The organism is Parasegetibacter sp. NRK P23 (assembly GCF_023721715.1).
GTDB lineage: Bacteria > Bacteroidota > Bacteroidia > Chitinophagales > Chitinophagaceae > Parasegetibacter.
Genome location: NZ_JAMDLG010000017.1, coordinates 176,845 through 200,653 on the forward strand (window position 1 = coordinate 176,845; position 23,809 = coordinate 200,653).

The following is a 23,809-nucleotide window of genomic DNA, read 5'->3' on the forward strand; positions in this document are numbered from 1 at the left end:
ACTCCCCTGGCCCTGTGTGCAAGCACGGGGCTTTTTTTCTTTTGTTAATCGGTGGTTAAACACGCTTTAAAAATATTATTCATCTCCAAAAAGTGTTCTTTTTACACAGTGAACAATGATTAGCGGATTGTTTTTCAATTTTAAAATTCATTTCCTGTGACCCAACCACTACCCACACCCGTTCGTAGAGTGGCTATGCCTTTCTCTTTATTCCTTTCCGGAATATTTCTGTTTTTTTTCACCTCAAATACTATGGCCCAATCGCCGGGGCAGATCATCCGTCCGGTCGGAGGCGCCGGGGTTACCGTGCTCAACCCGAATGGTGATGCTTACAGTTCCGCTACGGTAACCGGTTTCACCACAAGTGACATTACGCAAAGTGAGATCGCTTTCAAAGTAGTCCCCCCCGCAGTTGTTGAGCCTACAGGCGATGTAGCCACAGGGCCCAATGGCGGCTTTACGGATATCGTAAAAACATTCGACGGAAGCGGCTTCTATATATATACTGATGGCACGAACCTCATGTTCAGGCTCCGCATCGGAAACGTGATCAGCGGTTCCAAAGGATACAGTATCCTGGTGGATACCGATGGCAAAATCGGGAATACCGGTCCTTATGCCGATCCGAATTATGTTGCAGGCACCAATACTTCAAGCGGGAACCCCGGTTTTGAATATGAAGTGGTGCTGGAAACAAACTTTCGGGTAGCCGTTTACCATGTGGACGGTTCAGCTTCCCCAGGCGCTCCCGTGGCCACTTATCCCCTCAATACACATTCACAGATATCTCGCGCGCTTACGACCGATGGCAATACACCGGACTATTTTTACGACTGGTATGTTCCCTTAACCGCTATCGGCAACCCTGCGTCGTTCAGACTGGTGGCCACCACCGTTACTTCGCCTTCCTCTGCACTCCAGGGAAGCCGTTCCGATATTTACGGGATAGATGATGCCGCCAACGCGAATGTTTCAGCTGCCTGGCAATCCGTTACCAACGCGCAACCAACCATTACCGTTTCCGGCTTCAATGGTGTAAGCGCTGTATGCACCGCGGCACCTGTTTTGTCAAGCCCCATAGCCACGGGCAGCAATATCTCCGTAACAGGCACCTGGAGCAGGATGGATGCTACTAAACCCGGTTCAGCCACCATCACGCTCTACAAAAACGGAAGTTCCGTGGGCACTACAGCGGTAAACAGCGGAAATACCTGGAGCATAAGCGTGTCCAGCATTGCAAACGGAGATGTGTTTTACGCCAGGGCGCAGGCCAGTGGAGAAACGCAATGCCTGCAATCCAATAATGTTACGGCTTCGGGTTGTATTACGCCACCGGCCTCTCCAGTACTTTCCTGTGGATCTTTGAAAGGAATTTCAGGCACCATGCCTTCTACCGCATCGGGCAATACCGTTGCAGTATACCTCGTGCCCACCACTTCGTCTTCTCCTACGTCAAATATGGTAAGTAACGGTACGAACCTTACTTACCCTTCCACTACAAGCTTCGCTTATTATACCAACGGATGCTCCGGCGGCACCAACTATGTTGCCACTGGCGTTTATATGATCGTTACCAACAATGGCAGCTGCAGCTCCTCTCCGGTATTCGTTTGTATCAATAGTGGCAGCAGCGGCACACCTTCACCATTAGCCACCAATGCACTCAGCATAACACAGCCCGTTTATGCCTCCCATACTTCCATATCAGGAACCGGCGCCGCAACCGGAGATGTACTGCGTTTGTTCATTAACGGACAATACAAACAGAGCATTACAACCACCGGTACCGGGTTTACGTTCTCAGGCCTAGCTCTGCAAACCGGCGATCAATTAAAGTTATATTCTCAAACCGGATCGTCTTGCATGACCCAGTCGGCTACCTTTACCGTAAGTTGTTTCAGCCAGCCGCCATCCATTACCACCAATGCTACCGGCAACCTGCTTCATGGTGCCACCACCATTTCCGGCACCTCTGCCTACCCCGGTGCAAGCGTACAAGTGTACAAAGGTACCAGTCCGTCCGGAACGGCCACAGGTTCCGCGGTTACTGTGAACAGTAGCGGAGCATGGAGCGTTTCAGTTCCAGCCATGACCAACGGCGAAACCTATTATGCGCAACAAACAATCAGCGGATGCACCAGCTCGGCATCTTCCCCAGCTACCGTATTAACACCCGCCAGCTGTCCTACAATTACAGGGAGCTACACCGGCAGCAGTACCAGTGTTTCAGGCACCATGCCTTCCTCCTTTACCGGTATCATAAGGCTGTACCAGGATGGAGCACAGATTGGTTCAGTGAGCATTAGCGGCAGCAGTTGGAACATTACACTTTCCGCCAATACTTTATATTACAACGGGGTATTGCATGCCACCGCACAAGCCAGTGGTGGAGCGGAAAGCAATGGATGCGGTACCGTCACAGTGGGTTGCAGTGCACCTGCAACACCATCCATTACGCCCGGAAGCGCCATCATTACCGAAGGACAAGACTTGCTGTTGAACATCAGCAATGTATCATCGAACAACTGGTATGCTCTAATGGATAATACCGGCGCGAGTTTCGCCACTTCCATGTATACTACCACCAGCAGTAACTTTTCACTTACTTCCAATACATTTACAACGGCAGGCACCTACAACCTCTATCTGAGCGCTGATGCCCTTACCGGTTGCCCCAACAGTTCAACCCCACTTACCGTAACCGTAAACAGCGCCACACTTCCCGTGAAATTCGTGAGCGTAGCAGCGAAGCGTAACGGAGAAAGCGCCGTTATCAGCTGGAAAGTTGCGGAAGAACAGCAGGTGGCGCATTATGAAGTGCAACAGTCCACCGACTGTAACCGCTTCGAAACAATAGGCACCGTGGCTTTCAACGCCGGTTTAAATGGCAATTACCAGTTCACGCCTTCCTCGCTCCCGGAAGCTGAAAAAGTATGCTTCCGCATTAAACAAGTGGATAAAAGCGGAACATTCATGTACAGCGCGGTATTTCCCCTGAACAACGCGGATGTATTGCGCTGGCAGGTAACACCGAACCCGGTTCAAACCGTAGCGAAGCTCTCTGTTTCAGTTCCGGCCCACAAAACGGGGACCATTTATGTGATGGATATGCACGGGAAAACAATGTTCTCCAGGAAATGCACCTTCACAAAGGGGCAGAGCAATATCGCGTTGCCGGAAGTGGGCCAGCTGGCCCAGGGCACCTACCTGGTATGCCTTTCCATTGAAAATACAGTTGAATTCAGGAAAATCATCAAGCAGTAACTATCCGTTAAAACACTGTCCTTAGAACTCAGTAAGGTGTCCTATATTTACGGAACATTTACTCAAAACACCTTACATGCTGAAGTTAAATTTAAAATGGTCCCTGCTGGTAGCGGTATCCTGTTCCGCCATCGCCTGTGTAATGTCCGGCTTTTCGGAGCAGGACCCGATTAAATCGGAGAAACTTACGTTCAACATGGAGATCATTGAAACCGGCATCAATGTACCCTGGGGAATGGAGTTCCTGCCGAACGGTGATATCCTGGTAACGGAGAAATCCGGGCAGATCAAAGTGATCAGGAACGGAAAAGTGCAGGAGCAGGAGATCACCGGCGTACCGAAAGTGTATGCCCGTGGACAGGGCGGGTTATTCGACCTGCAACTGCATCCGAAATACGCGGAGAACGGCTGGATATATATTTCCTATTCCGCGCCCAACCCCGACGGAAACGGCGGCATGACACATATTATGCGGGCGAAACTGAAAGGCAATGCGCTCACCGATCAGGAAGTACTCTTCAAAGGTTCGCCGTACACCACTTCAGGCGTTCACTTCGGAGGAAGAATGGAATTTGGCAAAGATGGCTACCTGTATTTCTCTATCGGGGAAAGAGGGGAAAAAGAAAAAGCCCAGTCGCTGGAAACCTATAATGGAAAAGTGTACCGGATAAAAGACGATGGTACCATTCCCACCGATAATCCTTTTTACAATACACCCGGGGCCATCAAAGCCATCTACTCTTACGGACACCGGAACCCACAGGGCTTAAGGCTGCACCCGCAAACCGGAGAACTCTGGGAAACGGAACATGGTCCCATGGGTGGAGATGAACTGAACATTGTGCGGAAGGGAAAAAATTACGGGTGGCCGAAAGTAACTTTCGGGATCGATTACAACGGAGCAATCATTTCAAAAGACACCACGCTCCCGGGTATAGAAGCGCCCGTTTTCTATTGGAAACCATCCATCGCCACCAGCAACCTCGTTTTCGTGACCGGCAACAAATATCCTTCCTGGAAAGGAAACGTATTGGTGTGCGGCATGGTATTACAAAGACTGGAAAGGCTGGAGCTTAACGGCAACAAAGTAACGCACCGGGAAATACTGCTGGACAAGATAGGAAGGGTGCGCAATGTAGAGCAGGGCCCCGATGGGTTTATTTATGTATCCGTAGAAGGAGGAAAAATTATTAAGATTGTACCCGCTGCCTGAAGAGGGCCGGACACCATATCAGAGACATGAAACAAAAAAAGATAGCAGCAGTGTTGGTAAGCTGTTTGCCGCTCCTCGCATTTCTTCCAAACCAGGATAAAGAACTGGAAAAAAGTAAGGCAAGAGGGAAAGCATTGTATGAAGAACTGTGCATCACCTGCCACCTGGGTAACGGCAAAGGCACACCAGGAGCCATTCCTCCGCTTGCCGGTGCGGATTATATATTGAAGAATCCGAACAACGCTATATACGCGGCGAAATATGGTTTGAGCGGCGCCATTACCGTGAACGGGCAGAAATACAGTACAGCGATGCCTAACCCGGGTATCAGCAATGAGGAAGTCGCGGATGTCACGAATTACATCCTCAACAGTTGGGGAAACAAAGGGAAGATGGTTACGGTGAAACAAGTGGAGGGCGTGAAGAAAAAATAATTTCTCCAGAGAATAGTTTGGGGTAAAGGGTTAGTGTTGAAAGGAGTTGTGCTGATGAATTTTATATTGAATATGCTCTTGTATTGAAGCGCGCTAGTACAAGGGGATATTCAATGTAGACATAGTAGTTCTGGTAGTGCTGTCATTACTGATTTTTGCATACAGCCGGTATTTTGATGGCGCGTGCGGTATGGTGAGCCGGAGCTGTGCGCCGTTCCCAACCGGAGCCATGCTCAGGTAAGTGCCATACCCATCTGTTTTGATGAGGTACCATTCGATTTTAAAAGACCGGACCGAATCGGGTATAAACCGCCAGTCCTGCTGCTTTTCGTTACGGGACAAAAGGTTGTACGTAAGCACTTCTTTTTCCAGCACCACCTTAGCAGGTTTGAGGATTTTTATTTCAGGAAGAACAGCTTTGGCCGGCATTGAACCGGGGCGCCAGTATTTCACCATGGAATCATAACTCTCCTTTCTGTTACCATTCAGGTCCATCACACCATCCAATTCCAGGTGGTTGTTGCTTTGCATATCCTGCCAGGCTGGAAGAACCAGCGGCGAATGATTCTTTTTTTCTAATACACCCCACCAGTTTGCCGGAACACTACCCCACACCGCCCTATCGGGAAGCGACGCATTGAGTGCCGTCTTATTCATGCTGTCCGCAGTTAAGAGAAAAACATCCGCAGAAGGTACATGCCTTTTTAACATTTTCAAACGCGACTCTCCTCTTTCATCCCAACGCACATCTATACATACGGGCCTGGCGGTATCAACTTCGTGGATGAGGTGGCAAAGCTTTTCCAGCCAGCCGAGGTATTGGGTGCGCAAAGCAAAGCCTCCAGGAGCCGGATAACGTTGTTCTATCGCCTCAAGCATATCTCCGCTGATATTCCAGGCGATGATATTCTTTTCACTACCCAGTTTTTTAACCAATTGAATGATCCTTTCTTTCTCCCTCTTTAAAGCTTTTTCATCGTTCAGACCGGCTATATCAAAATACGGCCATAACCTCGATACCAACATCATGCCGGATGCTTGCGTTACCCGCATCATATTCTGGTCGTATATACCTGGCATGGAACGGAACACCGTGTTGATACCGGCTTTTTTCATTTCCCAGAAATCCTTTTCCAAAGCCTTTCTGCTGGGTTCGTGCTTATTCCTGAACCAATGAAACCCTTTGTCGTAAACAACACCCCGGAGGGAATCCGGAAGATGGCGCTTCTTCCATACGACAAAACTGCCGGTTGCTTTCAAACCACTTTTTACCAACAACGTTTGATCGACGCCTGAGTGCAATTTATCTTTCCAGTGCTGCTGCAACGAATCCGCCTGCAGGGAAGTTCCTTCATCAGATTCTACAAAAGCCCCCATCACTTCAGGAAACTTTTTCTGTATTGTTTCAATGGCGGTATTCCACCAGGCAAAATTGAAACCGCCATCTGAATGGAAAGGAGCCCTGAACATAATTGGCACTCCCGCATGAAATACAGGCAGTTCGTGCCACTTCTTGTAAAGCACATCAAAAGAAGGTACGGTCGTTGCTCCCGGAATAGAATCTGGAATACTCATGTTTACCATCAGCCAGTCAACGAACCTTCTTCCGGGATATACTTCGGGTAAAACCGAAGCATCCTCAACATCCCACACCCATACAAATTGACTAGCCCCGGCGTTTTCAAAAATACCGTGTATCCGTTCCCATATCTTTCTGAACAAAAACCGTGAAGTACCTTCTTCCAAGCCCAATGACAAACTAATGAATACCGGATGATCCACTTTTGCCAGCGCTTCCGCTGACGCCATCCACGCAGTATCGTATGCGCCATTCGCCAACTGGTATAATTCCTCCTTATTCTTAACACTAAACGTACACCTTATAAATGGGATGGCCCCTTTCGACACAATACGTTTCATCTCCGGCAATAGTTCCCTTTCATCCAATTGGCGCACATGGAATGCAAGCATACTTGTAAGGCCGCTCACTTTTCCATGCTCAATACCATTGTCCACCCTTCCCCAATAAAACCTATCAAACTTGTACTGTACTCCGGATGATTCACCGAATGATGGTTCCGCATCGCCCGACAAGTATCCCCATACAGCAACTCCCAGTACCATCAGGGCGCAGATGACCGCATATTTTCTCATAAAAGCGTACACCCCGTGGCGCCATTTCCAAAAACCCATTTTTACCTTTCTCGTGCGGGAAGGCACCCCATCCCAATTACGTTGCTGATTTTTTGAAATCAGCAATACCACCACCATGATACATACGTTCACCAGCGCCAACGCCGCCATAAACAATGAATAGGGATTGAGGTCGTAATCGAGTCCCAGCACGATGGCCACCAAAGACGCAGTGATCACAAAAAGGTTAGGAAGGTTCAGCGCAAGGGGCGTATGATCGTTCCCGTGCTTGGGTGTTGGGATATAAGGAACTTTTTTCCGGATCAGGGTATAATACATCCCCAGGAGGTGTATCCACCAAGTGCCGATCTGCAGAAAGCCCCCCACCACATGGATGCCCCGTTCGGTTTCTTCGGCTACCCAGTGCTGCACATAATGCCTGATCAGCAGGATCATGGTGAATAAAGGAAAGCCGGCCAGCGCAAACTCGGCGATATCTATATCAAGGGGCATCGCGCCTGTCAGCAAACTTAAAATGGGGATAAGAAAATTGAGCAGGAATATAAGTCCACCGGCATAATGAAACGGCAAAGTGAAATAATGGAGCCGCTGCCGCCACGTGAAATGTTTGAATAACCGCGGAAAGGCCGTCACCAGCAATTCGAAAGTACCCCTCGACCATTTCAGCTGTTGTTTGTAATACGCGGAGAGTGTGGAGGGCACGAGCCCGCGTGAAAGCACTGCCGGAAGATAAGTTGATCTCCATCCTTTGGCGTGAAGTTGCATGGCCGTGTGCATGTCTTCCGCAAGACCAGCGGCATGTCCGCCAATGGAGTCAAGCGCGGAGCGCCGGAAGGTACAATTCGCGCCGATGGCCTGCACCGTACCATAAGTGTTCATGCACATCATCATCGGGCCGTAAAACTGGTAGGTTTGCTGAGCTGCACCTTTGGCCACAAGACTTTCCGGGTGGTTGTAATAAGCCTGTACCACCTGCACAAAGCCAATACCGGGATCATCAAAAAAAGGCACAACGGCTTTCAGGAAGCCCGGGGCCGGCACATGGTCGGGATCCAGCACAACACACAATTCCCCATGGGCAAGTTTTAACGCGTTGTTGATGTTGCCCGCCTTCGCGTCCTTTTTATCTGTCCTGGTTACATGTCTAACGCCTAATTCCAGGCATATGCTCCGCACGAATGGGTCGTCCGCCTCATCGCAACACCACACCACCGAAGACGGATATTCCATTTCCACTGCCGCCTGAAGTGTTTGCCGCAGCATATCGTATGGTTCTCCGGCACAAAAAGTAGTGAATACATCAACCGTGTACGACTTGTCGGTATGCCTTGGCGAAGGCGCCGATAGGGAAAAATAATGGTACCATTCGTGCAGGGCCTTCAAACAGAAATAGGACAGGGTAATCATTAGAAGCAGGTAAAGCAGGAAATTGTCCCTTTCTGAGGCTACGGCTATCGCATGAATGAAAAAGCAAAGCGCTATTACGCCCATTACAATGAGCACACGGAGCTTTATGAGCTCTTTCCGCGATGGTCCGCCAACAAAACTTTCCTTTACTTTCATTCTCCTACTACATAAAATGGGGTATTGGCCGTAGCGGCATACCCATTATTATTTTTAACGGTAACAAATATGCGATAAGGGCCTTCCTGCCGCGGGGCCTTAAAAACCACCTCGGCACTTGTACTATCCATCCATAAATTTGTTTCGGGTAGTGGTTTGATCCACTTACCGGTGTACTGCCCCCACCAGTCGTCGCGTATGATTTCCCAGGCATAACTTACCGATCCTTTAGTGTTGTTCATCAAAATTTCAGCGGCGTGTATGGTTCCCGGCGCGAATAACAACTGATCCCTGGCGCCTTTCTTATCGACCAGCATATATTTAATATCTGGTGAAACGTGTGTTGTTATAGTATCGTTCCAGCAATCCTTCAGGGCTTCTACTGTTTCGACAGGCTCTCCATTGTAGGTGAAAAAACTGAACCAGGTATGGGTATATTCCTGCTTGTTGCCCCAGAAAAAAACCAGCGATCCGAGAAAGCGGGGATCATCATGCGGTATGGCCGTTTTATACAGTTCACGCAACTGTTCAGCGTTTTTAGTACTGGTGTTTTCGATGGAAGATTGCCATTGGGTAGTTTCTGATTCCCATCCACCGGGCACGCCCCATTCGGTGAGCAGAAAGGGGCCATCCCAGAACCAGTTGAAAGAACGGAGGTCCTCTTTCAACTGGTTCATCCGTCCAAAAGTATTGATGGAGATAAAGTCAAGTCCATTGATCCTGGCCTGAATATTAATGATTTCCCGTTTTTCGAAATTAGCGAGTGGCGTGGTAACAGGGTGATTCGGATCTTCCCGTTTAATCAGACGCAACATTTTATTGTAGGCATCGTAAAAAGGAATATGCCGCACATGGAAGGGAAACCTGAGTTCATTGCCGAGGCACCAGACCAGCAGGGCGGGGTGGTTTTTGTATTTTTTCACACACACTTCAAGGCTGTTCATCAACGCATTCACCTTAGCGGTATCCTTATAAAAAGTGGATGCCTGGTGGCTTCCCGGCAGGTCAAAACCAGCCACCACCGCCAAACCCAGGCTATCGGCCTTATCCAGGATTTCTCCCAGGTTGGTGGTATCCCAGGTTCTTATCGTATTTCCACCAATCCCTGCCAGTTCCCCGAGATAAGTATAACCCGCCCCTCCCTTCACCAGGAAGGGTTGCCCATTCCTGTATAGCATCCAGCGACCGTCTACCTTTTTTAATTCAACCGCTTTTCCCTCTGTTTGTCGGGTCGCGTTGTTGTTATCCCCCGGACTACAAGTACACAGGAAACAGGTCAAAAAAAACATACAGATTGGTTCCAGGATGCGCATACATTTGATTTTCAACACTTTCAAAGGATGCTGGTTCTACCGAGGCTGGGGCTAAGGTAGGGAACAACGCCTGAAAAACGTCGTTTCTTTTCGCATAATTCTCCTGGTTCTACACAAAATTCTATTTCGCAATACCCTACCCTGGTTATCTTCGTAAGATGAATTACAGAACATTTCAATCGGAAAAAATAGCAGAGATCGGGCTCGGCACCTGGCAGCTGGGCAGCGCCGACTGGGGCGTGGTGGATGAAAACGAAGCTTTCTCCATTCTGCAACAATTTGTTGACCTCGGTGGAAATTTTATTGATACCGCGGATGTTTACGGTATGGGCATCAGTGAAAAAACGATCGGGGCCTTCCTGAAAAAAACAGATACCTCTTTGTTCGTAGCCACCAAGCTGGGCAGAAGACATGACGCACCAAACGGATGGCCCCAGAATTTCACGTTGGAGTCTATGCGAAAACAAGTACTCGACTCACTGGAGCATCTCGGGGTACAGCAGCTTTTCCTGGAGCAACTGCATTGCATACCTACCGAAACCATGAAAGAAGGAACCGTATTTGAACATTTACGCACCCTCCGCAACGAGGGGCTGATCCGGTACTGGGGCGCCAGCGTGGAAACTTCTGAAGAAGCATTGCTTTGCCTGGAGCAGGAAGGCATAGCGTCCTTGCAAATCATTTTTAACCTGTTCCGTCAGCATGTAGCGGAGGAAGTATTTCAGAAAGCAGCGGAGAAAAATGTGGCGCTGATTATAAGGGTACCACTGGCCAGCGGACTGCTCACGGGGAAATTTAATACGAACACCACATTCAGCGAAAAAGACCACCGGCAATACAATGCGAACGGAGAGGCCTTTAACGCGGGAGAAACTTTTTCGGGTATGCCTTTTACCGCGGGGGTAAAACTTGCCGCGGAAATGGCCGCCATGCTGCCCGATAACCGCACGGCACAATGGGCGCTGCGCTGGATACTTGATCATCCCGAAGTAACCACCATCATCCCGGGCGCGAGCAGACCATCGCAGGTGGAAACGAATATGAACGCCGCAATGCTTCCTCCATTAAATGAGGAAACACATCAGCAACTGCGTTCATTTTACAACCTGAATGTAAAGCCGCTCATCAGGGGCCATTATTAAAGCCCGATATACAACTTTGAGCTGGTTGTTAAAGGAGGAAAAAGCCGCCTTTGACAACCAGCTTATCTGCCTGATGCATTGCATAAACAATGCGCAACCGCAGTCAATTCGCGTAGTGGTCATCATTTAATCGCGGATTCAAACACCTGCTCCAGCATCCCGAATCCCTTGATGGCATTTGGTGGCAACCGCTCTCCATTTTCTCCAAACACAAACATGGCGGATGGCTGTTCTATTTTTATTGAATGCTCATCGTAGCTGCCGTCAGCTTTTTTAAGGTGATCCGTTTTAAGTTTCCAGTGCCGCTCCAGAAAACCATAGAGCGCGTTCCGCTTGCTGAACCCATAATCATGTCCTTCCTCGGGGAAATGCCTGTTCTCTGTAAGTTCACCTGCACCGTACAACGCATACATCCTTTTCAGGTACGGAAATTCGACACGGGGCACCTGTTCTGTCCAATCCTTTCCATCGGAAATAATCAATTGTGGCCGCGGGGCAGCCATAGCGGCGATTTCGGGATTGTTTGTCCCCCCTCCGCACCAGTGGATCGGCTGCCCGCTTTCACAGGGACATCCTCCGCTGTGGTAGCTGGAAAGCATCACGGCGGGAGCGCTTAACCGGATCCGCGGATCAAGCGCGGTAATGAGCATGGTATGGCTTCCTCCGCCTGAGCCTCCCGAAATGCCTACACGCGACGTATCAACTTCTCCCCACGACAGCAGGCAATCAAGTATACGCAGGGTTCCTAACACCTGTATGGTCATTGCGAGACTTCGCCTGTGGTCCTCCGGTTTAAACTGCAGCAACGACTCACCCCACGCGAAGAGATCATAACTGATGGCTATGCACCCCATTTTAGCCAGCATAGCGCAACGGTACTGGCAATCGGCCCTGTACCGGTGTTGTTCCCAATGTCCGTCGGGACAAAGCATAACGGGCACCTTACCCTTTCGCTTCACGGGTTTGTACACAGAGCCGTTCACATAGAGTCCGGGCAGTATTTCGATGGCGATGTTCTCAATGGTGTAGCCATCCATTTTGCGGTAGTTTGAAACAATGGGAGCAGACTGAGGCCTTTCGGGCATTTTATCCAATCGGATCGCTTTCCACATGCAGGTTTTCAGTTCTTCCCTGCGTGTTTCCCACTCCGCCCTGTTGTTGTACAGTGAAGCGAGATAGGCCACTTCCTCCTTTCCTTCCTCCGGCGTTTTCCTGTGGTATTCGTAAGACTTAATCCGGTAAGTGGTGTTTCCGGCCTTTGTGGCCGTAAGGTCGAAAGGCGCTAGAATATGCTCCAGGGAGGTTTCCAGATCAGGCCTTAAGCGCCACATCCCGTAAGTAAGCTCCCGACCGGCCACCATATCTTCGGTATAACGCAATGTGATTCCGAAGCGTTTTTCGACCCGCTGCAACACCTCCTTTAACGGGAGCCTGTATTGGTTGTCGGAATGCTGAGCGCCACCTGTGGTCCAGGCCATTACCATCATTAAAGAGACAAGCCAGTTTTTCATGCAGTCGATTGTAATTTTCGCAATGGTTTTCATGCTGAGGGACAACTGTCGCTTCCGCAAAACAATAACCCATTCCTAAGGTTATGCGCTGATAATGCGCGCTGGTGCATCACATGCAAATGTATTTCGACCATATGCAGGCGCGTGCGCCAACTTACCACGAATTTACAACAGATAACCATCAAAAAATGACTGTCGGCCCGGTAGGGTATGCCCACAAAAAAGCCGACAGAAAATTCCGCCGGCATATTGAGAGGGTGGATTATAACCGCCATCGGTTAACACGGTAAGCAGGTACAAAAATCACGGTTCCCGGTAAAAGAAAAAATCCCACAATAAGGGGATATTTACACCAGTCTTTCGCGGAAAGCTTTGCTGAGCGCTTCGGCCTGGGAGCTCACATGGAGTTTATCGTAAATATGTTTAATGTGCGTACGCACCGTTTCAATGCTGATGCCCAGGTCGTTGGCGATGAGCTTGTAGCTGTTGCCTTTGGCGAGTGAGTGCAGAATATCTTTTTCGCGGGCGGTCAACTGGTAGTCGTTAGGTGAGCTGCTTTGTTGCATGTTCTCGATTACCATCCGCGCGATGGAAGGACTCATGGGCGCCCCGCCCCGCAATACTTCACGGATAGAACCGAGCAGTCGGTCTGAGACGAATTTTTTCAACAGATAGCCATTGGCGCCTGCATACACCGCGTTAAAGACATGGTTGTTGTCATCAAAGACCGTGAGCATAATGATTTGCACGTCGTTGTTCACGAGGCGGATTCTTTTAACGGCTTCAATGCCATTGATGCCGGGCATATCAATATCCATCAGGATCACGTCGGGATGGAACATTTCGAGGTGTTCATTCAGCCGGGAGCAATCGGGGAAAGCGCCGGACACCGTAAAATCGTCGGTCAGGGCGATGAGGTTGCACAGGCCCTCTCTTAAACTGGCATTGTCTTCATAGATCAATATTGAAACCATTCTACTGTATTTGGTTTGTAACTTACTATTTGTTCTTCCCGGTACCAATACCCTAATCAGGTGAAAGGTACTTCGAGGCAGATGGAGGTTCCTTTTTCAGGTACTGCATCCATAATCAGCGCGCCACCCAGTTCGCCGGCCCGCACCTGCATGTTGCGCAGCCCGTTGCCGGAGTATTCCCGTGAGGGATCGAAGGAGCAGCCGTTGTCGGAGATGCGGAGCCGGAAGCTTTTATCAGAAGACTCGAAACTCACCACCAATTCATTGCCCCTGCTGTATTTCACCATATTGTTGAGGGCTTCTTTGTACACGAGGTAAACGTTCTTGCGCTGTTCCAGGTTCAGTTTTACTTCTTCCATCGCCCCCTCATTCCGGAAATGATAGGCGATCTGCATGGGTTCCAGCATTTCGGCAGCCAGTTCCTTCATCCGGATCAGGAGCTTGCAGAACGTATCGTTCGCGGGGTTGATGGCCCAGACGATATCGCTCATGCTTTCCATGAGTCCAGCTGAATATTCCCTGATGCGGTGCAGGTGGTTGTTCAATGCGGGACGGTCATCCATTTGTTGCAGGGCCACTTTACAGAGGATATTGATGGACGTGAGTGTGGAACCCATTTCATCGTGCAGGTCACGGGCAATTTTCGCGCGGAGTTGCTCTTCAATCAGGAAACGGGAAATACGTACAGCACAGAGATCAGCCACATTCCGCAGCAGCTTTTCATGGTAAAGGGTGTAAAATCCTTTTTCCGGATGCTCGGTATCGATCACCCCAAACAAAGCACCATCAATGATGATGGGCACGGCCAGTTCGGCCAGACGCGTCTGTTCATCAATGATGTACCGTTCATCTTTTGAGGTATCCTGTATCCGTTCCGTTTTCAGCGTTTCCGCCACGCTGCCTACGATCCCTTTGCCCAGCGGAATCTCTATGGGATTGAGTATTTCCTTTTTGTGCGGATTCTTGGGACCACAGGCAGCTTTCTGCACCAGCACTTTTCTTGCAGGGTCATACTGGTAAATCACACAATCCCTGAAACCAGGCAGTAGCAGTATGTTGCGGGCGATTTCCCAGAAGATATCTTCCACACTAGACCTGCCATACAGTGAAGTCGCAAAACGGTTGAGTGTTTTTTCCAGCAGTATCTTTTCCCGGAGCGACCTGATCCACCAGAAAACAGCCACGGCAGCCAATAAAATAATAAGGGAAAGCACCCAATCGCGGCGGAACGAAGGCAATACAAAAAGGAACTCATCCGCATTCAGAAGTATGCAGCGGAATAAATGCTGAACAGGTATCGTATGAAGTGGATGCAATGTAACAGATCGCGACCTCGTAAATTTAATCAATTAGGGCGGAAAGCCACCTGTTATCCTTAACTTGCCCGGAAATGGGCGCTTCCCCAAGATACCAACTTGAACCGGAGGAATGGGTCAGCCGTTATGGCGATCTGTTGTACAGCTATACCCTGGCAAGGGTGAAACCCGCGGCAACCGCACAGGACATCGTGCAGGATACTTTTTACAGCGCGTTCCGGGCAAAGGAACAATTCAACGGAACAGCATCGGAGCAAACCTGGTTATTCGCCATCTGCCGCAACAAGATCATCGACCATTTCCGGAAACTGAACCGGTCGCTGGAGATTTTACAAGCCGAACATGCCGTTTATTTTGATGAGGCCGACCACTGGAAAAAAGAGCAATATCCCCAAGCCTGGCCCCCGGCATCGGATGGGGCGCTTTATGGAAGAGAATTCATGGAAATTTTGCACCGTTGCCGCAAGAAATTGCAGGAAGTTCAGGAAGCTGTTTTCGTGCTGAAATACCTGGAAGACATGAGCAGTGAAGAAATTTGTAAGGCTTTAGCGATCAGTTCGTCTAATTACTGGGTACTGATGCACCGGGCAAAACTGAACCTGCGCCGCTGCATAGAAAAAAACGGATGGAAATGAAAGAAAAAAACGGACTGATGCTCACGTGTAGTGAGGCCACCGATTATGTCTCCAGGCTGGAAGAAGGGAAACTGAGTTTTTCCCAACGGGCCAAGTTACGGCTGCACCTGCTGCTCTGTCACCTTTGCAGGAAGTTCAGTGTGCAGAACGGGATCATCGTGCGGCTTGCAGGAAAAAATCAACCAATGGAAACACTTCCTCCGCAGGTGAAAAAAACCTGGGAAGAAGCGTTAAAAAACTGAGTTAAAGGTGTGAGAGTATTTCCTTCACGCTGGGTCTTTTCCGGTAATCCTTATCGAAATACCGGTAAATAATTTTTCCTTTTTCATCAATGATGTACACCGCGGGAACCGGGAGGTTGGCGCCATTCTCTCCATTCACTTCCATGAGATCGATCTTAAATTTCTTGTACTGGTCGATCGTTTTTTGTTCTACCGGGAAAGCCACTTTATAGGCCTGCATGATCTGCAGTCCCTGGTCGTGGAGAATGGGGAAGTCGGCCTTTGTTTTGGAAACGGTTTTTGTAATGTTCTCCTGCTTTTCCGGTGTAATGGCCCAGATTGCGGCGCCTTTTTCCAGGATCAATGCTGAAGAGTCCTGCAGGGCAGACAACTGCCGGTTGCAATACGGACACCACTCGCCGCGGTAGAACACAAGCACTACTTTCCCTTTTTTAAGCGCGCTGCTGAGTTGCAATATTTGTCCATCGCCGGTGCTGGCCGCAAAGTCTGGCGCGGCATCGTTCACCAGCAACCCGGATGGATCATTCTGGGCAAAAAGAACTGTTCCGAACAATAAGGCTAAAACAAGACTGGATAACTTTTTCATGAAACTTTTTAAATGTTTGCAATGAATACGCCCGGTTGAAGAAAACCTTACACCGCATTGTAAGGTTTTTTGCTACCAGCCGTATTCACCTTAAAAAATGAACACCAAACTCCTCTGGGTACTGCGCATACTGCCCGCAGTGGTATTGCTGCAAACTTTATACTTCAAGTTCAGCGCAGCGCCCGAATCGGTTTACATCTTTTCCACCATGGGCATGGAACCCGGTGGACGCCTGCTCACCGGTGTACTGGAATTGCTGGCCGCGCTCCTGTTGTTATGGCCCCGGTTCACCGCCTGGGGAGCCTTGCTGGGCTCGGGTCTCATGTGCGGCGCTTTGCTGGCGCACTTTACTGTATTGGGAATAGTCGTCATGGACGATGGTGGACTCCTTTTTTTCTATGCGTGTATGGTATTGTCCGCCTGTACCGCTTTGCTTGCGCTGGTGAAAAACAACAATCCCGCGATGCTTTTTTTCCGTAGATTTAGTCAGAACAAATCAGTGTAAAACTTCTATTCTATATGACCGGTATTCAACATGCCCTTGGTATTGTATTCCACCAACTCAATCATCTTTTACAACATTTGCCGGCCCATCATTACAAACAAGCCTGTCACACCTTAATGGGCGCTTCCATCGGGCAGCACACCAGGCATATCATTGAAATGATGCAGTGCCTGGCGGAAGGATACCTTTCCGGCACCGTGAACTATGAGAACAGGAAACGTGATCTCCTGCTGGAAACCTGTATTCAAACGGCAAAAGACACCCTCGGGAAAATCGAGGCCAGCCTGCCTTCACAAGACAAAGCCATACAACTGGAGGTGCGCTATCATCCCGACAGCCAGGAACATACGGTGATCCAGACCAATTATTTCCGGGAACTGATCTACAATATTGAACACGCCATTCACCACATGGCGCAGATCAGAACAGGGGTGCAGGAAGTCGCACCCATTGAATTGCCCTCTTCTTTCGGCGTGGCCTCATCAACTCTAAAATACCGGGAGCAATGTGCACAGTAACTTTTGTTCCGGGAGATAACGGTGTTTTACTGGGTTCAAGCAGGGATGAAAACACGGGGAGAACGCCCGCTTTATCACCGCAATGGTATGGTGCACCCGGCAAACGATTGCTTTATCCCAGGGATCCAAAAGGCGGAGGCACCTGGATCGCGATGGGTGAGAACGGCCACACGGGTATATTGCTGAACGGCGCGTTCATTAAACACGAATACCGCCCCCCCTATTCCCGGAGCCGGGGCACCATCCTCCCTGCCATATTGCTGCATGACGACCCTGTAATGGCATTCCGTAACCTCCCCCTTGCAGGTGTGGAGCCCTTTACCATTGTGTTGTATGGAAACAATACCTTATTTGAATGCAGGTGGGATGAAAAGGTCCGGCATATCCGTGAACTGGATGCGGCAACCGCGCACATCTGGTCATCGGCCACACTCTATGATGAAACGATGGCATCGGAGCGGAGAAGCTGGTTCAATGCCTGGCTCGCACAGCATCCTGCTACTTCCGCGGATGCGCTGCGCCAATTCCATCTTACCGGAGGCATGGGTGCCGATGCGGCTTACGCCATCCGGATGGAACGCGAAACATCTATGCGTACGGTAAGCATCACTATTGTTGCTATCACCTCCGCTTCCGCGTCTATGCGATATACTGACCTGCTGAACGAATCACAGACGGAACTCAGTTGCTTTCACGCACCGGCTACGGCTTCCGCGGACGTATGATCAGCCTGAGCGTCGGGTCATTTGTAATAAACGACCAGAACCAGTTGTAGGCCAGTTTTGCTTTATTGCGATAACCGGCAATGGGAATGATGTGAATGAACAGCCATACGAACCAGGCGAAGATGCCTTTAAAGAAGGCTTTCGGCAGGTCCACCACTGCTTTGAACTTAGAGATAATGGCCATACTGCCTTTATCGTTGTAGGTGAATGGTTTGGGCTGCCCGCCTTTCTCCATGATGGTGAGGTTCTTTGCAAGCAGAACGCCCTGCTGGATGGCTACCTGTGCCAGTTGCGGGTGTCCGTTAGGGAAAGCGGGATCGGAAGTTTGAAAACACAAATCTCCCAGGGCGAAGACATTTTGCGTGCCTTTCACCCGGTTCAGTTCGTCCACCAAAACCCTCCGTCCCCGGCCAATATTTTCCGCGGGCAAACCGGGCACTTCCCTGGCGATCACTCCTGAGGCCCAGATGAGCGTGGGCGTGGGAATGGTGCGCCCGTCGGCCAGTATCACTTCTCCGTTGGCATAATCTTTTACCGGGGTGTTCAGGATAATATTCACCCCCAGCTCCTGCAATACTTTATAGGCTTCTTCCTGCGATTTTTTACTCATGGGTCCCAGCAGCGCCTTTCCGGCATCCACCAGGTAGATATTAGAATGTACGCCACGGATTTCCGGGTAATCTTTGGCGCCCACGTTCCTGCCCATTTCCGCGAGCATGCCCGCCAGTTCCACCCCGGTAGGGCCTCCCCCGGCGATCACCACATTGAGCGCTTTCTCCCGTTCTTTCAGATCGCTGATGCGTGTTGCTTTTTCGATATTGAGCAGCAGACAGTTGCGCAGATGGAGCGCATCATCAATGGTTTTCATCGGCAATGCCCCTTTCTGCACATTCTCCATCCCGAAATAATTGCTTTCCGTACCAAGGGCCAGCACCAGGTAATCGTAAGAGATATTGCCCGTTTCCGTTTCAATATAATTCCCGGCGGTGTCCACCCTCAGCAGGCCACCCAGGTGGAAACGCAGGTTGTTCTTGTGCTGGAACATCCTCCGGAACGGATAACTGATATTGGAAGGCTCAATAAAGGCTGTGGCAACCTGGTAAATGAGCGGGGGAAAGAAATGGTAGTTGTTCTTATCTACCAGCAGTACGTCAAAATACGGGTTATCCGTCAGTTTTTTAGCGAGATTAAGCCCTGCAAAACCACCACCCACAATCACCACTTTCTTCTTTGCCATATCTGTTGATTTTAAGAATGAACTTTCAAAAACCGTTCTACCGGCTTTGTTGGGGGATATGTAAAGGTAGGATGGGTTTCAGGGAAAAACGACACACAATTTGGTGATTTTGTGTAGCATTTTACTACGGGGTCGCACTGCCCAAAATCCTATCCTCCCATCCGGAATTTTAAATGGAATGCAAATGCAGGACCATGAACACCTTCATTCGCTTAACTTGAGGCTGAACAAGAACTATGGTATGAAGAAAAATATATTGCTGTTTTTCCTGCTTTTGGCCTCCTCCACACTGCCGGCGCAACAAACTTCCCTGTTCACGCTCCGGTGCGAGCACCTGCCCCACCCGATCGGTATCGATGCGGCGCAGCCCCGCCTGCAATGGGAGGTAAAGACGGCCGGAAAGGAACAAAGCCATTACAGGATCATGGTGGATACCGATTCGGCAAAACTGGCAAAGGGTTCAGCCAGCAACTGGAACACAGGAAAAATCGCATCAGCGCAAACACTGGTCAATTACCAGGGAAAAAAACTCGGGCCATTTACGCGTTACTATTGGAAAGTAGAAGTATGGACCGATACCGGAAAAAGTCCTGTTTCCTCCCCCATCACTTATTTTGAAACGGGTATGATGGAAGGAAAAAACTGGCAGGGCGCATGGATATCTGATGGGCAGGATATGCACTTCAAAACCGCGCCTTATTTCCGCAAATCATTTCAACGCAGCAAAAAAATACGCTCGGCCCGTGTTTATATCGCGGCGGCGGGGTTATTTGAACTCTCGCTGAACGGTGAAAAAACGGGCAATCACCGGCTCGATCCGATGTACACCCGCTTTGATAAGCGGAACCTTTATGTCACCTTCGATGTCACCCAACAATTGAAGCAGGGCAACAACAGCATCGGCCTCATACTCGGCAACGGCTGGTACAACCATCAGAGCACGGCCGTCTGGAACTTCCACAAAGCCGGCTGGCGCGCAAGGCCCTCGTTTCTCCTGAACCTGCGCATTCAATATGCGGACTGCAGTGTGGAGACCATCGCCACCGACACCTCATGGAAAACAACCACGGGCCCCATTACCTTCAACAGTATTTATACCGCTGAACATTATGACGCGCGCCTTGAACAAAAAGGATGGAACACCCCTTCCTTCAATGACACGCACTGGCGAAACGCAATTCCATCCAAAGCTCCTTCCACACAAATCACCGCACAAACTTTACACCCCATCCGCGATGTGGAAGAAATCCCTGCCATCTCCATGAACCGCATCAACGACTCCATTGCCGTGTTCAACCTGGGAAGAAATATCTCCGGCGTAAGCAGCATCAGGGTAAAAGGACCAGCAGGAACGATTATCAGGATGAAACACGGCGAAAGGCTGCTTCCAAACGGCAGGGTCGATCTGTCCAATATTGATGTGCATTACAGGCCTAAAGGAAACGATGACCCTTTCCAGACCGACATCTTCATCCTCCCTGGCAATGGTGAAGCATATTTTAAACCCCGCTTCAACTACAAAGGATTTCAATATGTGGAAGTACAGAGTTCACAACCTGTAACCCTTTCCAAAGAAAGCCTCACCGGACATTTCATGCACAGTGATGTTCCTTCCATCGGTCATATCCGTTCCTCCAATCCAACACTTAATAAAATCTGGGAAGCCACCAATAACGCTTATCTATCCAATCTTTTCGGTTACCCGACTGATTGTCCGCAACGGGAAAAGAATGGCTGGACCGGCGACGCGCATATTGCTGTAGAAACCGGACTGTACAGCTACGACGCCTTTACCATCTATGAAAAATGGATGGCCGACCACCGCGATGAACAGCAGCCCAACGGCGTGCTTCCTTCCATCATCCCTACCTGGGGCGGATGGGGGTACGATTGGGGAAACGGTCCCGACTGGACCAGCACCATCGCCATCATCCCCTGGAACCTGTACCTTTTTTACGGAGATGCCCAACCGCTGAGAGACAGCTACCCCAACATGAAAAAATATGTGGACTATATCAATGAGATCAGTCCGTCCGGACTCACCGACTGGGGACTGGGCGACTGGGTGCCCGTAAAATCCGTTTCTCCCAAGGAACTCACGTCTTCGATCTACTATTTTGTGGACGCGACCATTCTTTCAGAAACCGCAAAGCTATTAGGTAACCTCAACGATCACACGAAGTACGAAACACTTGCACAAAAAATAAGGAACGCCATCAACACCAAATACCTGGATACCGCCAAAGGCATTTACGGCAGCGGATTACAAACCGAATTGAGCGCACCACTCTGCTGGGGCATCGTTCCCGATGCGCTCCGCGCCAAAGTAGCGGCCAACCTGCACCAACGCGTGGCTGCCGACGGGTACGCCCTCGATGTGGGTATCCTTGGCGCAAAAGCCATCCTGAACGCACTCAGCGAGAACGGTTACGCCAATACCGCTTACCAACTCGCTGCCAGGGAAACCTATCCTTCCTGGGGCTGGTGGGTGAAAAACGGGGCCACCACGCTGTATGAAAACTGGGACATCAACGCGAAGTCAGACATTTCGCTGAACCATATCATGTTCGGAGAAATAGGCGCATGGTTATACAAAGGACCGGGTGGCATCAAGCCCGATCCTGCACAGCCCGGTTTTAAAAACGTATTGCTGCAACCCCATTTCGTGGACGGATTGGAAAGTTTTGAAGCAAGCCACTGCGGGCCTTATGGTGAAATCGTTTCTTCCTGGAAAAAAGAAAAAAATAAGATCATCTACAACGTAGAAATCCCATTTAATAGTACGGCCGCTTTACGATTGCCCGCAGGCATGAACATGAAAACCACCAAGGGAGCTGCGCCGCAACCAAACGGAACCACGTTTCATCTTTCTGCGGGCACCTACACTTTTGAGCTCACCAGCGTTTCGAAATAGCGTTGCGTCGTAGCGTCGTAGCGAGAAAAAAATAATCTCTCGACACGACGCTACGACGCTACGGGTATACCTTTCAGACAGCCCGTTGAAAAGCAATTGCAGCCGCTCATAAGTAAGGTAAGTATATGAGCTTCGCGTAGTGGAAATTTCCTCTATCAGCATCCTGAATAAAAAGAGGGTGTATCGCGCTGATACACCCTCTTTCACAACAATATTTAGAACTTTATAATACCAGTTCCCAGGAAATCCAGGCTTTCCCATCGGAAGCGCTAACCATATCGAAAGTATTTTCACCTGTTTGCACAAAATAATAGCCGCCTGCCGACGCGGAAAGTATGGTAGTATTATAGAACGGGCCCGAAGTAGGGAATGTACCAAGGGTTCCCAGTAAATTCCATCGTGCCCTTCCGTCGGCCGCTACAGTGGCGGTTCTGTTGAATGCCGCGCCATAATGCAGCGCCACTGAGTTGGTGGCGGTATTCAGAAAGAGTGGCGCGAACAGATCGTATGTAGTGGTATAACCGGGGAAAAAAATCGTATAATAGTAAGGCAACCCTAATGAAGTAAGGTTCTGAATGTTGTAAGCATCCGTTACCCCGTTGATGCGGAAGCCTTCCACGGTAGCCCAATAAGTATCTTCATCAATGGCCATTTGCCGGAACCTTGCCCAGGCGGTAGGATCGGGCAACAAAGGGCGCCCACTACCAACTACACTTACCGTGCTGGAACTACCTGTTGGGCGGAACGTGAGTAATGGCGTGGCCGGATCCCAGGTAATTTGACCAAGACCCTGAAAAGAAGTGGCGCCATTGGTGAACGGTGTTGTAAAAACAAGTCCGTTTACGGTGTAATAATACCCGGTGGTGAACGTTTTTTCAACGCCGCCTTCCAGCCAGGTCAACGTAATGGTTCTTCCGTTCACTTTAACATCGTATTCCACACCATCGATCGTAACGCGCTTAAAATAGTTCGCGTAACTGTTGATGTTTTCAAAGGCGATGGCATCACCGAGGTCACCTCCGTAGTAGGCGTTCATTTCAGCCTGCGTGGCTCTTACCAGCCAGCCTTCACTACCTTTCTTCCTTCCCACGAGTTTAATGCTATCGGTGGAGGACAGTTCTTTGTCCATGAAAAACTCGAAATCCACACCGAAACCCGCGCCGAGTTCACCACCCGCCACATCGGGATCGGGATCAGCAAGCAGGTGGATGTAGGAGTAGGTATCAAAGAGCAAACTAACCTGCTGCAGCGCTTTCAGGCGGTAGCTGCTTTCTTTGGGAACGGTGGCTGTTTCGCCGCTGAAATCGGAAAACATTTCCACCCGGTTTTCATCGTTGAAACGGAAATAGAAGCCATAAGCGGCACCTTTTCCACTATCGGTGCGCAACACCGCTTTCCACCCGAACTGCGCTTCCTGCAACTGTTTTTGGAAACTGTTGAGCGTTGCCAGCACCCGCTCCTCCGGCGTTTGTTCAAACGCCCTGTCGTTCTCTTTTTTACAGCCGGACAACACCCACACTGCGAACGCCAGGAATACGAATATTTTTTTCATAAAATGTTGTT

At 49.7% G+C, this 23,809-nt stretch carries 18 protein-coding genes; 10 read left to right on the plus strand and 8 right to left on the minus strand.

Annotated features, from left to right (window positions below; translation table 11 throughout):
* Positions 1-252: 252 nt before the first annotated feature.
* From M4J38_RS18445 to M4J38_RS18455, 3 genes are all read left to right on the plus strand, one after another.
* On the plus strand, positions 253-3,264 hold the full coding sequence (locus tag M4J38_RS18445) for a T9SS type A sorting domain-containing protein (protein WP_251761282.1): 3,012 nt from the start codon (positions 253-255) through the stop codon (positions 3,262-3,264).
* A gap of 76 nt (positions 3,265-3,340) precedes the next feature.
* A complete protein-coding gene (locus M4J38_RS18450) occupies positions 3,341-4,477 on the plus strand; it encodes a PQQ-dependent sugar dehydrogenase (RefSeq protein ID WP_251761283.1) in 1,137 nt (378 codons plus the stop codon).
* Positions 4,478-4,503: 26 nt separating this feature from the next.
* Positions 4,504-4,911 (plus strand): cytochrome c, encoded by a 408-nt coding sequence (locus M4J38_RS18455; protein WP_251761284.1) that lies wholly within the window; start codon positions 4,504-4,506, stop codon positions 4,909-4,911.
* Positions 4,912-5,004: 93 nt separating this feature from the next.
* Here the strand turns inward: M4J38_RS18455 and M4J38_RS18460 are convergent, their stop codons facing one another.
* Together M4J38_RS18460 and M4J38_RS18465 are read right to left on the minus strand one after the other, a co-directional pair.
* Positions 5,005-8,628 carry a glycosyltransferase gene (locus tag M4J38_RS18460; protein WP_251761285.1) on the minus strand — a complete coding sequence of 1,208 codons (3,624 nt, stop codon included), beginning with the start codon at positions 8,626-8,628 and terminating at the stop codon, positions 5,005-5,007.
* Positions 8,625-9,806 (minus strand): glycoside hydrolase family 2 TIM barrel-domain containing protein, encoded by a 1,182-nt coding sequence (locus M4J38_RS18465; RefSeq protein WP_251761286.1) that lies wholly within the window; start codon positions 9,804-9,806, stop codon positions 8,625-8,627. Before M4J38_RS18465 ends, M4J38_RS18460 begins: the two co-directional genes overlap by 4 nt.
* A 293-nt stretch (positions 9,807-10,099) precedes the next feature.
* On the opposite strand from M4J38_RS18465, the gene M4J38_RS18470 reads away from it, so the two are divergent.
* Complete coding sequence (locus tag M4J38_RS18470) at positions 10,100-11,083, plus strand: aldo/keto reductase (protein ID WP_251761287.1); 984 nt, start codon at positions 10,100-10,102, stop codon at positions 11,081-11,083.
* A 122-nt stretch (positions 11,084-11,205) separates the two neighbouring features.
* On the opposite strand, the gene M4J38_RS18475 is transcribed toward M4J38_RS18470, so the two are convergent.
* From M4J38_RS18475 to M4J38_RS18485, 3 genes are all read right to left on the minus strand, one after another.
* The gene (locus M4J38_RS18475) at positions 11,206-12,594 is read right to left on the minus strand and encodes a S9 family peptidase (protein WP_251761288.1); all 1,389 of its coding nucleotides are present in this window, start codon (positions 12,592-12,594) and stop codon (positions 11,206-11,208) included.
* Between the two features lie 347 nt (positions 12,595-12,941).
* Positions 12,942-13,568: a response regulator transcription factor gene (locus tag M4J38_RS18480; protein WP_251761289.1), complete on the minus strand. Its 627-nt coding sequence runs from the start codon at positions 13,566-13,568 to the stop codon at positions 12,942-12,944.
* Positions 13,569-13,624: 56 nt separating this feature from the next.
* The gene (locus M4J38_RS18485; protein WP_251761290.1) at positions 13,625-14,884 is read right to left on the minus strand and encodes a GAF domain-containing protein; all 1,260 of its coding nucleotides are present in this window, start codon (positions 14,882-14,884) and stop codon (positions 13,625-13,627) included.
* Positions 14,885-14,958: 74 nt separating this feature from the next.
* On the opposite strand from M4J38_RS18485, the gene M4J38_RS18490 reads away from it, so the two are divergent.
* On the plus strand, positions 14,959-15,519 hold the full coding sequence (locus M4J38_RS18490) for a sigma-70 family RNA polymerase sigma factor (RefSeq protein ID WP_251761291.1): 561 nt from the start codon (positions 14,959-14,961) through the stop codon (positions 15,517-15,519).
* Positions 15,516-15,761, plus strand: coding sequence for a hypothetical protein (locus tag M4J38_RS18495; protein ID WP_251761292.1), 246 nt, complete (start codon positions 15,516-15,518; stop codon positions 15,759-15,761). Before M4J38_RS18490 ends, M4J38_RS18495 begins: the two co-directional genes overlap by 4 nt.
* Before the next feature lies 1 nt (position 15,762).
* On the opposite strand, the gene M4J38_RS18500 is transcribed toward M4J38_RS18495, so the two are convergent.
* Positions 15,763-16,347, minus strand: coding sequence for a peroxiredoxin-like family protein (locus M4J38_RS18500; RefSeq protein WP_251761293.1), 585 nt, complete (start codon positions 16,345-16,347; stop codon positions 15,763-15,765).
* A gap of 97 nt (positions 16,348-16,444) precedes the next feature.
* Between M4J38_RS18500 and M4J38_RS18505 the strand changes: the two genes are divergently transcribed.
* Genes M4J38_RS18505 through M4J38_RS18515 form a run of 3 tightly spaced genes read left to right on the plus strand, consistent with a single transcriptional unit; the run spans position 16,445 to position 18,095 of the window.
* Complete coding sequence (locus M4J38_RS18505) at positions 16,445-16,852, plus strand: DoxX family protein (RefSeq protein WP_251761294.1); 408 nt, start codon at positions 16,445-16,447, stop codon at positions 16,850-16,852.
* 14 nt (positions 16,853-16,866) lie between these two features.
* The gene (locus M4J38_RS18510) at positions 16,867-17,370 is read left to right on the plus strand and encodes a hypothetical protein (protein ID WP_251761295.1); all 504 of its coding nucleotides are present in this window, start codon (positions 16,867-16,869) and stop codon (positions 17,368-17,370) included.
* Positions 17,358-18,095 carry an NRDE family protein gene (locus tag M4J38_RS18515; protein WP_251761296.1) on the plus strand — a complete coding sequence of 246 codons (738 nt, stop codon included), beginning with the start codon at positions 17,358-17,360 and terminating at the stop codon, positions 18,093-18,095. The genes M4J38_RS18510 and M4J38_RS18515 overlap by 13 nt, the downstream gene beginning before the upstream one ends.
* Here the strand turns inward: M4J38_RS18515 and M4J38_RS18520 are convergent.
* Positions 18,073-19,332 carry an NAD(P)/FAD-dependent oxidoreductase gene (locus tag M4J38_RS18520; protein WP_251761297.1) on the minus strand — a complete coding sequence of 420 codons (1,260 nt, stop codon included), beginning with the start codon at positions 19,330-19,332 and terminating at the stop codon, positions 18,073-18,075. The genes M4J38_RS18515 and M4J38_RS18520 overlap by 23 nt on opposite strands.
* Before the next feature lie 241 nt (positions 19,333-19,573).
* Between M4J38_RS18520 and M4J38_RS18525 the strand changes: the two genes are divergently transcribed.
* Entirely contained in the window at positions 19,574-22,246 is a 2,673-nt protein-coding gene (locus M4J38_RS18525) for an alpha-L-rhamnosidase (RefSeq protein WP_251761298.1), read from the plus strand.
* A gap of 223 nt (positions 22,247-22,469) precedes the next feature.
* Here M4J38_RS18525 and M4J38_RS18530 read toward each other — a convergent pair whose 3' ends face one another.
* Positions 22,470-23,798, minus strand: a complete 1,329-nt coding sequence (locus M4J38_RS18530; RefSeq protein WP_251761299.1) for a DUF4302 domain-containing protein — start codon at positions 23,796-23,798, stop codon at positions 22,470-22,472.
* Positions 23,799-23,809: the final 11 nt, after the last annotated feature.

Bases quoted from the DNA above. Each gene is read 5' to 3' on its own strand.
- M4J38_RS18445 (WP_251761282.1), top strand. From the start codon at position 253: ATGGCCCAATCGCCGGGGCAGATCATCCGTCCGGTCGGAGGCGCCGGG.
- M4J38_RS18450 (WP_251761283.1), top strand. From the start codon at position 3,341: ATGCTGAAGTTAAATTTAAAATGGTCCCTGCTGGTAGCGGTATCCTGT.
- M4J38_RS18455 (WP_251761284.1), top strand. From the start codon at position 4,504: ATGAAACAAAAAAAGATAGCAGCAGTGTTGGTAAGCTGTTTGCCGCTC.
- M4J38_RS18460 (WP_251761285.1), bottom strand. From the start codon at position 8,628: ATGAAAGTAAAGGAAAGTTTTGTTGGCGGACCATCGCGGAAAGAGCTC.
- M4J38_RS18465 (WP_251761286.1), bottom strand. From the start codon at position 9,806: ATGCTATACAGGAATGGGCAACCCTTCCTGGTGAAGGGAGGGGCGGGT.
- M4J38_RS18470 (WP_251761287.1), top strand. From the start codon at position 10,100: ATGAATTACAGAACATTTCAATCGGAAAAAATAGCAGAGATCGGGCTC.
- M4J38_RS18475 (WP_251761288.1), bottom strand. From the start codon at position 12,594: ATGAAAAACTGGCTTGTCTCTTTAATGATGGTAATGGCCTGGACCACA.
- M4J38_RS18480 (WP_251761289.1), bottom strand. From the start codon at position 13,568: ATGGTTTCAATATTGATCTATGAAGACAATGCCAGTTTAAGAGAGGGC.
- M4J38_RS18490 (WP_251761291.1), top strand. From the start codon at position 14,959: ATGGGCGCTTCCCCAAGATACCAACTTGAACCGGAGGAATGGGTCAGC.
- M4J38_RS18495 (WP_251761292.1), top strand. From the start codon at position 15,516: ATGAAAGAAAAAAACGGACTGATGCTCACGTGTAGTGAGGCCACCGAT.
- M4J38_RS18500 (WP_251761293.1), bottom strand. From the start codon at position 16,347: ATGAAAAAGTTATCCAGTCTTGTTTTAGCCTTATTGTTCGGAACAGTT.
- M4J38_RS18505 (WP_251761294.1), top strand. From the start codon at position 16,445: ATGAACACCAAACTCCTCTGGGTACTGCGCATACTGCCCGCAGTGGTA.
- M4J38_RS18510 (WP_251761295.1), top strand. From the start codon at position 16,867: ATGACCGGTATTCAACATGCCCTTGGTATTGTATTCCACCAACTCAAT.
- M4J38_RS18515 (WP_251761296.1), top strand. From the start codon at position 17,358: ATGTGCACAGTAACTTTTGTTCCGGGAGATAACGGTGTTTTACTGGGT.
- M4J38_RS18520 (WP_251761297.1), bottom strand. From the start codon at position 19,332: ATGGCAAAGAAGAAAGTGGTGATTGTGGGTGGTGGTTTTGCAGGGCTT.
- M4J38_RS18525 (WP_251761298.1), top strand. From the start codon at position 19,574: ATGAAGAAAAATATATTGCTGTTTTTCCTGCTTTTGGCCTCCTCCACA.
- M4J38_RS18530 (WP_251761299.1), bottom strand. From the start codon at position 23,798: ATGAAAAAAATATTCGTATTCCTGGCGTTCGCAGTGTGGGTGTTGTCC.